Raw genomic sequence first — 11908 nt, 5'->3', positions numbered from 1 at the left:
TTGCCAGGTAAGCGGAATAGCCGGATGACCCCTCCGGCTATTCACGCGGTGACGTACCAACCAAAATCACCTCAATTCCGCTTTTCCGTAGGCCTTCCAGGCTTTCCGCCGGAATGCCTTCATCGACGATGATCATGTCTACACGCTGCATATCGATAATCTTATGCAGGCTGGAGCGGTCAAACTTACTGGAGTCAGTAACCACAATGATTTTTTCCGCCACTTCGCACATCCGGCGATTGAGGCGAGCTTCATCTTCATTATGTGTACTGATGCCGCGATCCAGATCAATCGCATCCACGCCCAGGAACAGCATATCGAAGTGATAGTTTTGCAGTGATTGCTCGGCCTGGTCGCCATAAAACGACTGCGACTGACGGCGCAGATGGCCACCGGTCATCAGCAACTCTACCCCTTCGGCTTCCAGCAGTGCATTCGCTACGTTCATGCCGTTGGTCATCGCAATCACATCGCTGTGCTGGCGCAGCATACGGGCGATTTCATAAGTGGTAGTACCGGAATCGAGAATAATGCGATGCCCAGGCTTAATCAGTTGTGCCGCCTGCTGGGCAATATGCCGTTTAATCGCGGTATTCAGTGAGCTTTTATCTTCAACCGAAGGCTCACTCCCCGTCACATGGCCATCGCAAATTAGCGCCCCGCCGTAGGCGCGAACGGCGATCCCCTGCTTCTCCAGAAAGGCCAGATCGTTGCGGATCGTCACCGTCGATACGCCAAAATAGCTGGAAAGATCGTTAACCTGGACGCTTCCTTGCTGTCGTAAGCGTTGAATGATCAGTTCACGCCTTTCACTGGTTCCCGTGATGCGCTTCTCTGCCGACGAATCCGTGCTACTCATAGTGAATCCTTTAACTTAATCTTTCGTTTCATTTCGATTCATCTATTAACGCCTTTCTTTTAACAGAATGCAAGCACCACAGGCCGCCGGAGCGTGAACTGACAGGGTGATTAAAGCTTTCATTATGTTTCTTTTGTGAAACAGATCGGAAAACTATTATCTTTCGTTTTATTTTTACAACACCATAATGCAGTATCGAATGAAACGAAACGAAAGACAATTGTCACAGTTACCTGATCTGGAGAGGAAAGTGAAACATCTGACTGATAGGGTGGAGCAGCATAAACAAGGCCAGGCAAACGGGATTTACGCCGTTTGTTCCGCACATCCACTGGTACTGGAAGCCGCACTACGTTACGTCCACGCGCACCATACGCCACTGCTGATTGAGGCAACCTCCAATCAGGTTGATCAATTCGGCGGTTACACCGGCATGACGCCAACCGATTTTCGCCACTTTGTCTGCCAACTCGCAGACTCACTCGGTTTCCCTCAGGAGAATCTGATTTTAGGTGGCGATCATCTTGGCCCCAACCGCTGGCAGAACCTGCCGTCAGCACAGGCGATGGCGAATGCCGATGCGTTGATCAAAAGCTACGTAGCTGCGGGCTTTAAAAAGATCCACCTCGATTGCAGCATGTCCTGTAGCGACGATCCCATCCCATTAACCGATGAGATTGTTGCCGAACGCGCCGCTCGTCTGGCGAAAATAGCCGAAGCCACCTGCATTGAACATTTTGCGCAGGCTGACCTTGTTTATGTGATTGGTACTGAAGTGCCAGTGCCGGGCGGTGCTCACGAAACATTAACCGAACTGGCAGTCACCACGCCGGATGCCGCGCGCGCCACGTTAGAAGCACATCGCCATGCATTTGAAAAACAAGGTTTAAGTGATATCTGGCCACGGATTATTGCACTGGTAGTACAGCCCGGCGTGGAATTCGACCATACGCACATCATCGATTATCAGCCGCAAAAAGCCGTGGCTCTGAGCAAGATGGTTGAAGCCTATGACACGCTGGTATTTGAAGCCCACTCCACGGATTACCAAACGCCGCAGTCGCTGCGCCAGTTAGTGAAAGATCACTTTGCGATCCTCAAAGTCGGCCCAGCGCTGACCTTCGCCCTGCGCGAAGCGCTGTTCTCGCTGGCGGCGATTGAAGAAGAGTTGCTGCCAGCAAAAGCCTGCTCCGGCCTGCGCCAGGTTCTGGAAAACATCATGCTCGACCGCCCGGAATACTGGCAAAGCCATTACCACGGCGACGGCAACGCCCGCCGTCTGGCGCGCGGCTATAGCTACTCCGATCGCGTGCGCTATTACTGGCCGGACAGCCAGATTGACGACGCTTTCGAGCGGCTGGTGCGCAACCTGGCAGACGAGCCCATCCCACTGCCGCTCATTAGCCAATATCTGCCATTGCAGTACGTAAAAGTACGCGAAGGCGCTATCAGCGCGACGCCACGGCAGCTCATCATCAGCCACATTCAGGATGTCTTGCAGCAGTACCATGCCGCCTGCCAGGGCGCGACATCCCATAACGGATAACAACAAAGAGGAAAACGTTATGCCAAATATTGTTCTCAGCCGCATTGATGAACGTTTGATTCACGGCCAGGTTGGCGTGCAGTGGGTCGGCTTTGCGGGAGCCAACCTGGTGCTGGTCGCCAATGACGAAGTGGCTGAAGATTCCGTGCAGCAAAACCTGATGGAAATGGTACTGGCAGAAGGCATTGCGGTGCGCTTTTGGTCACTGCAAAAGGTTATCGACAATATTCATCGCGCCGCCGACCGGCAGAAAATTTTGCTGGTCTGCAAATCACCGGCGGATTTCCTCACGCTGGTAGCCGGTGGTGTGCCGGTGACGCGGATTAACGTGGGCAACATGCACTATGCCAATGGCAAACAACAAATTGCCAAAACGGTTTCTGTAGACGCCAGCGATATTACGGCGTTTAACGGCCTGAAAGACGCCGGAGTGGAATGCTTCGTTCAAGGCGTCCCAACAGAACCCGCTTTGGATCTCTTTAAACTACTCTGAGGGATTCACAATGGAAATTAGTCTGTTGCAGGCAGTCGCATTAGGCATTCTCGCCTTTATTGCGGGCCTGGATATGTTTAACGGGTTAACGCACATGCACCGCCCGGTAGTGCTTGGGCCGCTGGTCGGCCTGGTTCTGGGCGACCTGCATACCGGTATTTTAACCGGCGGTACGCTGGAGCTGGTATGGATGGGCCTTGCACCGCTGGCGGGCGCACAGCCGCCGAACGTCATCATCGGCACGATCGTGGGGACCACCTTTGCGATCACCACCGGCGTGAAACCTGACGTCGCGGTAGGCGTCGCCGTTCCGTTCGCCGTGGCGGTACAAATGGGAATAACGTTCTTGTTCTCAGTGATGTCCGGCGTGATGTCGCGCTGTGACCGCATGGCGGCTAACGCAGATACTCGCGGTATCGAGCGCATTAACTATCTGGCCTTACTGGCGCTAGGCACTTTCTATTTCCTTTGTGCATTCCTGCCGATTTATTTCGGTGCAGAACACGCCAAAACCGCCATTGATATGCTGCCTGAGCGCCTGATTGACGGGCTTGGCGTGGCAGGCGGCATCATGCCAGCAATCGGCTTTGCCGTGCTGCTGAAAATCATGATGAAAAACGTCTACATCCCCTACTTCATTCTCGGCTTCGTGGCGGCAGCCTGGCTCAAGCTCCCGGTGTTAGCGATCGCTGCCGCCGCGCTGGCGATGGCGCTGATTGACCTGCTACGTAAATCCCCAGAACCGGCTGCCCCTGCGGCACAGAAAGAGGAATTCGAAGATGGTATCTAATCAACAGACTCTGCCGAAAGAGTCCGAAAGTGAAGACACACTGCTGTCCGGCGTCAATGAAAACATTTATGAAGATCAAAAGATTGGCGCAGATCTTACCCGGAAAGACATCAACCGTGTCGCCTGGCGTTCCATGCTGTTACAGGCTTCCTTTAACTATGAACGTATGCAGGCTTCCGGCTGGTTGTACGGCCTGCTGCCCGCGCTGAAAAAGATTCACACCAACCCACGCGATTTGGCCCGCGCCATGAAAGGCCATATGGGTTTCTTTAACACGCACCCTTTTTTAGTGACTTTTGTTATCGGCATTATTCTGGCGATGGAGCGCTCTAAGCAGGATGTCAACAGCATTCAAAGCACCAAAATCGCCGTGGGCGCGCCGCTTGGCGGCATTGGTGATGCGATGTTCTGGCTGACGCTGCTGCCAATTTGCGGCGGTATCGGCGCAAGCCTTGCTTTACAAGGCTCTATTCTGGGCGCGGTTATCTTTATTGTGCTGTTTAACGTGGTGCATCTCGGCCTGCGTTTTGGCCTCGCGCACTATGCTTATCGTATGGGTGTGGCAGCGATTCCGCTCATTAAAGCCAATACCAAAAAAGTGGGCCACGCGGCGTCTATCGTCGGGATGACGGTCATTGGCGCCCTGGTGGCCACCTATGTTCGCCTCAACACCACGCTCGAAATCAAGGCGGGTGACGCAGTTGTCAAACTACAGACCGACGTTATCGACAAACTGATGCCAGCCTTTTTACCGCTGGTCTATACCCTGGTCATGTTCTGGCTGGTTCGCCGTGGCTGGAGCCCACTGCGTCTTATCGGCATCACCGTCGTACTGGGCGTGGTCGGTAAGTTCTGTCACTTCCTGTAAATCAAAGAGGTTCGAAATGTTAGGCATTATTTTGACGGGACACGGCGGCTTTGCCAGTGGCATGGAAAAGGCGATGAAACAGATTCTTGGCGAGCAGTCACAGTTTGTCGCCATCGATTTTCCAGAAACCTCAACCACTGCTCTGCTCACCTCGCAGCTAGAACAGGCGGTGGCGGAGTTGGACAGTGAAGAAGGCATTATTTTCCTGACTGACCTGCTCGGCGGCACACCGTTTCGCGTGGCATCGACGCTTGCCATGCAACGGCCAGGGCATGAAGTGATTACCGGAACCAATCTTCAGTTGCTGCTGGAAATGGTGCTGGATCGCGACGGGCTTAGCGGAGAAACATTCCGCATTCAGGCGCTTGAGTGCGGGCACCGTGGCCTGACAAGCCTGGTGGATGAGCTAGGACGCTGCCGCGAAGAAAGCACCGTTGAGGAAGGTATATGACACACATTCTGCGCGCCAGGCGTTTGCTCACCGAGCAAGGCTGGCTCGATGAGCATCAGTTGCGCATTGAAGAAGGGGTTATCGCAGCAATAGAGCCTATTCCCGCCGGTGTGATGCAGAGAGACGCCGAACTGCTGTGCCCTGCGTATATCGATATTCACGTCCACGGCGGCGCGGGTGTCGATGTGATGGACGACGCGCCGGATACGCTCGATAAACTGGCGATGCATAAAGCGCGTGAAGGGGTAGCCAGTTGGCTACCCACCACCGTCACCGCGCCGTTGACAGAGGTTTATGCTGCGCTGGAGCGTATTGCAAAACGCTGCCATGCCGGTGGCCCTGGCGCGCAGGTGCTGGGAAGCTATCTCGAAGGGCCATACTTCACTCCGCAGAATAAAGGCGCACACCCGCCAGAACTGTTCCGGGAGCTGGATATCGCGGAGCTGGATTCACTGATCACCGCCTCGCGCCATACTTTACGCGTGGTGGCGTTAGCACCAGAAAAACCAGGTGCGTTGTCGGCGATTCACCATTTGAAGCAGCAAGGCATTCGGGTCATGTTAGGGCACAGTGCCACCACCTGGCAGCAAACCTGCGCGGCATTTGACGCAGGGGCTGACGGCCTGGTGCACTGCTACAACGGCATGAGCGGTTTGCATCACCGCGAACCGGGTATGGTCGGCGCAGGTTTAACCGACCCGCGCGCCTGGCTGGAGCTTATCGCTGACGGGCACCATGTACATCCTGCGGCGATGAAACTGTGCTGCACCTGCGCCGAGGAAAGAGTGGTGCTCATCACCGATGCGATGCAGGCCGCCGGTATGCCTGATGGGCGTTATACGCTATGCGGTGAAGACGTCGAGATGCACAACGGTATTGTGCGCACCGCTTCCGGTAGCCTGGCGGGCAGTACGCTTGCGTTGGATACCGCCGTGCGCAATATGGTCGAGTTAACCGGTATCTCACCGGATACGGCGATTCATATGGCTTCGCTGCATCCCGCACGTCTGTTAGGGCTAGACAGCCAACTCGGTTCATTAAAACCCGGTAAGCGCGCCAACATCATTGCGCTCAATAACGGGCTGCATGTGCAGCAAATCTGGATTCAAGGCCAGGCACTCCCCCTTTAGCCTCCTTCATTGCGCATCATATTGGCCTTCGGTGATTAACCGTAAGGCCTTTCTTTTCCTTTCGATTCATAACGCACCCAGACAAAGCTCACTCTCTCAAGTCGTTATATATCAAAGAGATGAAAACAGGGATCGTTCCACCGATCACAGTTTTCGTTTTATTTCATTTTACATCATTGAAGTTTCGATTTCTTTCCTATAACGTTTAACCTATCAAACATGAGAACAAGTGAAACGAAACGAAAGATAGCGACATTTTGCCAGCGTCTGATGTGGAATTCACAAGACTAAGGACTGAGTTATGCCAGAAATCTACACTTCCGCCACCGCCAAAACCGGCACCTGGACTGAGAAAGAGATCCGCCAGCAGCCCGCCTGCTGGGTACGCTCGCTGCACAATATCGACAGCGTAAGAGAGGATCTCGACACCTTCCTTGCCCCGTTGTTACGCAAATCCGATCTGCAAATCGTACTGACCGGAGCCGGTACTTCAGCTTTCATCGGCGATATCATTGCGCCCTGGCTTGCCAGCCATACGGGGAAAAATATTCGCGCAGTGCCGACCACCGACCTGGTCACTAACCCCATGGATTATTTCAACCCAGCGCAGCCGCTGTTATTAGTCTCGTTCGCCCGTTCGGGCAACAGCCCGGAAAGCGTTGCCGCCGTTGAGCTGGCAAATCAGTTCGTGCCGGAGTGCTATCACCTCTCCATCACCTGTAACGAAGCGGGCAGCCTGTATCAAAACGCGGTCAAAAGCGATAACGCCTTTGCCCTGCTGATGCCAGCAGAAACCCACGATCGCGGCTTTGCGATGACCAGCAGTATCACCACCATGATGGCCAGCGCTCTGGCGGTATTTGTCCCTGAAGTGATCAATAGCCAGACCTTCCGCGATGTCGCGGATCGTTGCCAGGCTATCCTGGCTTCGCTGGGCGACTTTAGTCAGGGCGTATTTGGTAACGAACCGTGGAAACGGATTGTTTATCTCGGCAGCGGCGGGTTGCAGGGCGCATCGCGCGAATCCGCCTTGAAAGTTCTGGAACTGACCGCCGGTAAACTGGTGGCGTTTTATGATTCGCCAACGGGCTTCCGTCATGGCCCTAAATCTCTGGTTAATGACGAAACGCTGATCGTGGTGTATGTCTCCAGCCACCCTTACACCCGTCAATACGATCTCGATCTGCTGGCAGAGTTACGTCGCGATCGGCAGGCCATGCACATTGTGGCGATTGCGGCAGAAACGGATCCGGTTATCGAAGCAGGCCCGCACATTCTGTTGCCGCCAGCGCGCCATTTTAGCGATATAGAACAGGCCTTCTGCTTCCTGATGTATGCCCAGGTTTTTGCCCTGACGCAGTCCATCAACGTCGGCAACACCCCAGATACCCCTTCCGCCAGCGGCACAGTTAATCGCGTCGTACAAGGCGTTGTTATTCATCCCTGGTTCTCGTAAGAGGAACGGATTATGAGCATTATTTCGACTAAATATCTCCTGCGGGATGCCCAGGCCAAAGGCTATGCCGTTCCGGCGTTCAATATCCATAACGCTGAAACTATCCAGGCGATCCTTGATGTGTGCAGCGAAATGCAATCGCCAGTGATCCTCGCGGGCACGCCTGGCACGTTTAAACACATCGCGCTGGAAGAGATCTACGCGCTGTGCAGCGCGTATTCCACCAGCTACGGTATGCCGGTGGCACTGCATCTTGATCACCACGAATCGCTGGATGACATTCGCCATAAAGTCCACGCTGGCGTACGCAGTGCGATGATCGACGGTAGCCACTTCCCGTTTGAAGAGAACGTTAAGCTGGTGAAAGCGGTGGTGGATTTTTGCCATGCGCAAGATTGCAGTGTGGAAGCGGAGCTAGGACGGCTGGGCGGCGTGGAAGATGACATGAGCGTGGATGCTGAGAGCGCGTTCCTGACCGACCCGCAAGAAGCCAAACGTTTCGTCGAACTCACCGGTGTAGACAGTCTGGCTGTCGCTATCGGCACAGCGCATGGTCTTTATACTAAAACGCCAAAAATTGATTTCCAGCGCCTGGCAGAAATTCGTGAAGTGGTTGATATTCCGCTGGTACTACATGGCGCAAGTGATGTCCCTGATGAATTTGTCCGTCGAACTATCGAGCTAGGCGTTTGCAAAGTTAACGTCGCGACTGAATTAAAAATCGCTTTTGCCGACGCGGTAAAAGCCTGGTTTGCAGAAAATCCGCAAGGTAACGATCCGCGTTATTACATGCGTGTCGGTATGAATGCTATGAAAGAAGTCGTACGCAGTAAAATAAATGTATGTGGGTCATACGGAAAATTATAACACTCATTTTTTAAATGTCCGTTAGTGGATTAGATCAATACAGATATTAATAATAAATTACCGCTCACGTTATGAAGGTCATGATTAATTATTCATGGCCTTCATAATCATATCTATAGGAATAATGGAGTACTCCACATGACACAGGAAAAGTCGTTTAAGTCACGAGTATGGGAGTTTTTTCAAAGCCTGGGGAAAACATTTATGTTTCCCGTATCGCTGCTGGCTTTTATGGGGCTATTATTAGGTGTAGGCAGTTCTATCACCAGCCCTTCCACCATTAAAAGTTTTCCATTTTTAGGTGGAGAGTTAACTCAATTAACCTTTGGCTTTATTGCGATGGTGGGGGGCTTTGCCTTTACTTATTTACCAGTGATGTTTGCTATTGCCATTCCATTAGGTATGGCGAAAAGAAACAAAGCCGTCGGTGCTTATTCTGGATTTATTGGCTATATGCTGATGAATATGAGCATCAATTATTATCTCACCGTCACCCACCAACTCGCAGATGCAGCAACAATGAAACAGGTGGGGCAATCTGTTGTATTAGGCATACAAACTCTGGAGATGGGGGTTTTAGGGGGCATCATTGCCGGTGTTATTACTTATTTCCTGCATGAGCGCTTTCAGGACACAGTTTTACACGATGCTTTCGCTTTCTTTAGCGGTATCCGATTTGTACCGATTATCACCTCGTTAGCCTTGTCGGCTGTCGGCCTGATTATCCCGCTACTTTGGACTTATGTGGCGATGGGGATAGCCGGTATCGGGCATATTATTCAGAGTACTAGCGTTTTTGGGCCATTCCTCTACGGCGTGGGCGTATTATTGCTTAAACCTTTTGGGCTGCATCATATCCTGTTAGCAATGGTGCGTTTTACCCCCGCAGGCGGCACTGAGATTGTCGCAGGCCATGAGATTGCTGGCGCGCTCAACATCTTCTATGCCGAACTCAAAGCAGGCCTTCCATTTAGTCCGCATGTTACCGCATTTTTATCACAAGGCTTTATGCCAACCTTTATTTTTGGTCTTCCTGCTGTGGCCTACGCTATTTATCGTACGGCAAAACCAGAAAACCGACCTGTCATTAAAGGATTATTGCTTTCTGGGGTCTTGGTATCCGTTATCACGGGGATCTCTGAACCTATCGAATTTTTATTCCTCTTTATTGCCCCTGCGTTATATGCCTTCCATATTGTCATGTCAGGTCTGGCACTCATGGTGATGGCAATTCTCGGCGTCACTATTGGTAACACCGACGGCGGGGTACTTGATCTATTAATCTTTGGCGTTATGCAAGGCACATCGACGAAATGGTATCTCTTATTCCCTGTCGGTATTGTTTGGTTCGCCGTTTATTTCCTGGTTTTCCGTTGGTACATCATTAAGCATGATATTAAAACACCGGGTCGAGAAGATTCTTCTGATGGCGCGGCTCAGGCTGTTGCGGAAAATACCAAAGCACGGGGTAAATCCAAATATGACCATGCGGTTATTTTAAATGCACTGGGCGGAAAGGAAAATATCGACTCGCTGGATAACTGTATTACACGTCTACGTTTAGTCGTCAAAGATATGTCTAAGGTCAACCAACAAGAATTAAAGAATGCCGGAGCACTTTCGGTCGTCGTATTGGATGCTCATAGCGTGCAGGTCATTATTGGGCCGCAGGTACAAGGCGTCAAAACAGGCATTGAAGCATTAATTTAACAGGAGTTGAGCATGTTCGATTTCGATAAGATCATAGAGCGCAAAAGTGATAAGTGCCGTAAATGGGATCACCAGTTTGTCTGCTCCCGTTTCGGAGGTGTCCCTGAGGATTTTATTCCTCTGTGGATTGCCGATATGGATTTCGCCTCGCCGCCTGCGGTCATTGAAGGTTTCCAGCGTATTGTTGAGCACGGAACCTTTGGCTACACCTACTGCTTTGATGAATTTTACGATGCCGTCATAGCGTTCCAGCGCGCTCGTCACCGCGTCAATGTCGAACGCGACTGGATAACCCTCACGTATGGCACTGTCTCTACGCTGCACTATATGGTGCAAGCGTTTTGCAAGGCGGGTGACAGCGTGATGATGAATACGCCCGTTTACGATCCCTTCGCCATGGCGACACAACGCCAGGGCGTGCAGGTGTTGGCAAACCCGCTGAAAGTCGAAAATAATCGCTACCAGTTGGATTTTACCCTCATTGAAGAACAGCTAAGATGCCACAGGCCCAAGCTCTGGTTTTTCTGTTCTCCGCATAATCCATCAGGCCGAATCTGGACGCTGGCTGAAATCCGCCTGGTTTCCGATTTGTGTAAACGTTATGGCGTTATTCTGGTCGTTGATGAAGTCCATGCCGAACATCTGTTAGAAGGTGAGTTCACCAGTTGCCTGGCTTCAGGTGCTGTTGCGCAGGACAACCTGATCCTGCTCACGTCACCCAATAAGGCTTTTAATCTGGGCGGGTTGAAAACATCTTACTCGATCATCCCGGATGACAGCCTGCGCCAACGTTTTCGCCAGCAACTGGAAAAGAACTCTATCACTTCCCCTAATATATTTGGCGTATGGGGAATCATTCTGGCCTACCAGCAGGGTTTACCCTGGTTGGATGCGCTTAATGATTATTTACGCGGTAATGCTCGTTATCTTGCCGATGCCCTGCAAACTCATTTCCCGGACTGGAAAATGATGACGCCGGAGTCATCTTATTTAGCATGGGTTGATGTCAGCGCCAGCGGAAATACCGCAACAGAAGTGGTGAATCATTTTGCCCACAACGCCGGAGTCATTATTGAAGACGGCAGTCATTATGTCCAGGACGGAGAACATTTTATTCGGATTAATTTCGGCACACAACGATACTGGTTAGAACAAGCAATAGAACGGATGCAAAAATAATATTAATCACCCAAGCAGATAATGGAAATTATCTGCTTTTTTATAGGTATCTATTATGGCAACTCCAAATATTTTATTAACGCGTATTGATAACCGCCTGGTGCATGGCCTGGTTGGCGTAACCTGGACATCCACCATCGGGGCAAATCTGTTGGTTGTCGTCGATGATGAAGTGGCAAAAGATGATATCCAACAGAAACTTATGGGTATCACGGCTGAAACCTACGGCTTTGGCATCCGCTTTTTCTCCATCGAGAAAACGGTCAATGTCATCAGTAAGGCTGCGCCACACCAAAAAATATTTCTGATATGTCGCACCCCGCAAACGGTCAGAAAACTTATCGAAGGCGGCGTTGAGTTAAAAGATGTCAACGTCGGCAACATGCATTTCTCCGAAGGGAAAAAACAAATCAGCAGCAAAGTGTATGTCGATAATCAGGATCTTAGCGACCTGCAATTTATTAAACGTCACGGCGTTAATATTTTTATTCAGGATGTTCCCGGTGATTCAAAAGAATCTATCCCGGAATAAAAGCAGCGCATGAATAAAAGGACTTAT

Annotated in this window: 12 protein-coding genes; 11 read left to right on the top strand and 1 reads right to left on the bottom strand. The window is 51.4% G+C overall.

The window, feature by feature from the left end; genetic code table 11:
* Positions 1 to 37: 37 nt before the first annotated feature.
* The gene (locus AC6I4B_RS03045; RefSeq protein WP_497769510.1) at positions 38 to 859 is read right to left on the bottom strand and encodes a DeoR family transcriptional regulator; all 822 of its coding nucleotides are present in this window, start codon (positions 857 to 859) and stop codon (positions 38 to 40) included.
* A 250-nt stretch (positions 860 to 1109) separates the two neighbouring features.
* Here AC6I4B_RS03045 and kbaZ point away from each other — a divergent pair, with 250 nt between their 5' ends.
* The 11 genes from kbaZ to agaB all read left to right on the top strand — a co-directional run bounded on the left by kbaZ (position 1110) and on the right by agaB (position 11881).
* Positions 1110 to 2405, top strand: coding sequence for a tagatose-bisphosphate aldolase subunit KbaZ (kbaZ, locus tag AC6I4B_RS03040; RefSeq protein ID WP_497769508.1), 1296 nt, complete (start codon positions 1110 to 1112; stop codon positions 2403 to 2405).
* Positions 2406 to 2424: 19 nt separating this feature from the next.
* Positions 2425 to 2898, top strand: coding sequence for a PTS N-acetylgalactosamine transporter subunit IIB (gene agaV, locus AC6I4B_RS03035; RefSeq protein ID WP_497769507.1), 474 nt, complete (start codon positions 2425 to 2427; stop codon positions 2896 to 2898).
* A 10-nt stretch (positions 2899 to 2908) separates the two neighbouring features.
* Complete coding sequence (gene agaW, locus AC6I4B_RS03030; RefSeq protein ID WP_497769505.1) at positions 2909 to 3688, top strand: PTS N-acetylgalactosamine transporter subunit IIC; 780 nt, start codon at positions 2909 to 2911, stop codon at positions 3686 to 3688.
* Positions 3678 to 4556: a PTS N-acetylgalactosamine transporter subunit IID gene (agaE, locus tag AC6I4B_RS03025; RefSeq protein WP_497769504.1), complete on the top strand. Its 879-nt coding sequence runs from the start codon at positions 3678 to 3680 to the stop codon at positions 4554 to 4556. Before agaW ends, agaE begins: the two co-directional genes overlap by 11 nt.
* 16 nt (positions 4557 to 4572) lie before the next feature.
* Complete coding sequence (agaF, locus tag AC6I4B_RS03020; RefSeq protein WP_497769502.1) at positions 4573 to 5007, top strand: PTS galactosamine/N-acetylgalactosamine transporter subunit IIA; 435 nt, start codon at positions 4573 to 4575, stop codon at positions 5005 to 5007.
* A complete protein-coding gene (nagA, locus tag AC6I4B_RS03015) occupies positions 5004 to 6137 on the top strand; it encodes an N-acetylglucosamine-6-phosphate deacetylase (RefSeq protein ID WP_497769500.1) in 1134 nt (377 codons plus the stop codon). Before agaF ends, nagA begins: the two co-directional genes overlap by 4 nt.
* A 301-nt stretch (positions 6138 to 6438) precedes the next feature.
* Positions 6439 to 7593: an SIS domain-containing protein gene (locus tag AC6I4B_RS03010; protein WP_497769499.1), complete on the top strand. Its 1155-nt coding sequence runs from the start codon at positions 6439 to 6441 to the stop codon at positions 7591 to 7593.
* Between the two features lie 12 nt (positions 7594 to 7605).
* Positions 7606 to 8460: a tagatose-bisphosphate aldolase subunit KbaY gene (kbaY, locus tag AC6I4B_RS03005; protein ID WP_497769497.1), complete on the top strand. Its 855-nt coding sequence runs from the start codon at positions 7606 to 7608 to the stop codon at positions 8458 to 8460.
* Positions 8461 to 8598: 138 nt separating this feature from the next.
* Positions 8599 to 10170: a maltose/glucose-specific PTS transporter subunit IIBC gene (malX, locus tag AC6I4B_RS03000; RefSeq protein ID WP_497769495.1), complete on the top strand. Its 1572-nt coding sequence runs from the start codon at positions 8599 to 8601 to the stop codon at positions 10168 to 10170.
* A gap of 12 nt (positions 10171 to 10182) precedes the next feature.
* Positions 10183 to 11349 (top strand): MalY/PatB family protein, encoded by a 1167-nt coding sequence (locus tag AC6I4B_RS02995; protein ID WP_497769494.1) that lies wholly within the window; start codon positions 10183 to 10185, stop codon positions 11347 to 11349.
* 55 nt (positions 11350 to 11404) lie between these two features.
* Positions 11405 to 11881: a PTS galactosamine transporter subunit IIB gene (gene agaB / locus AC6I4B_RS02990; protein ID WP_497769492.1), complete on the top strand. Its 477-nt coding sequence runs from the start codon at positions 11405 to 11407 to the stop codon at positions 11879 to 11881.
* The last annotated feature ends 27 nt before the right edge of the window (positions 11882 to 11908 follow it).

The sequence above is a fragment of the Kluyvera fluvialis genome, from assembly GCF_059725275.1.
Note: the sequence above shows the minus strand (reverse complement) of the source record. Positions and strands in the feature narration are given on the sequence as shown.

Bases quoted from the DNA above. Each gene is read 5' to 3' on its own strand.
- AC6I4B_RS03010 (WP_497769499.1), top strand. From the start codon at position 6,439: ATGCCAGAAATCTACACTTCCGCCACCGCCAAAACCGGCACCTGGACT.
- agaW (WP_497769505.1), top strand. From the start codon at position 2,909: ATGGAAATTAGTCTGTTGCAGGCAGTCGCATTAGGCATTCTCGCCTTT.
- AC6I4B_RS03045 (WP_497769510.1), bottom strand. From the start codon at position 859: ATGAGTAGCACGGATTCGTCGGCAGAGAAGCGCATCACGGGAACCAGT.
- kbaY (WP_497769497.1), top strand. From the start codon at position 7,606: ATGAGCATTATTTCGACTAAATATCTCCTGCGGGATGCCCAGGCCAAA.
- nagA (WP_497769500.1), top strand. From the start codon at position 5,004: ATGACACACATTCTGCGCGCCAGGCGTTTGCTCACCGAGCAAGGCTGG.
- malX (WP_497769495.1), top strand. From the start codon at position 8,599: ATGACACAGGAAAAGTCGTTTAAGTCACGAGTATGGGAGTTTTTTCAA.
- agaB (WP_497769492.1), top strand. From the start codon at position 11,405: ATGGCAACTCCAAATATTTTATTAACGCGTATTGATAACCGCCTGGTG.
- AC6I4B_RS02995 (WP_497769494.1), top strand. From the start codon at position 10,183: ATGTTCGATTTCGATAAGATCATAGAGCGCAAAAGTGATAAGTGCCGT.
- agaE (WP_497769504.1), top strand. From the start codon at position 3,678: ATGGTATCTAATCAACAGACTCTGCCGAAAGAGTCCGAAAGTGAAGAC.
- agaV (WP_497769507.1), top strand. From the start codon at position 2,425: ATGCCAAATATTGTTCTCAGCCGCATTGATGAACGTTTGATTCACGGC.
- agaF (WP_497769502.1), top strand. From the start codon at position 4,573: ATGTTAGGCATTATTTTGACGGGACACGGCGGCTTTGCCAGTGGCATG.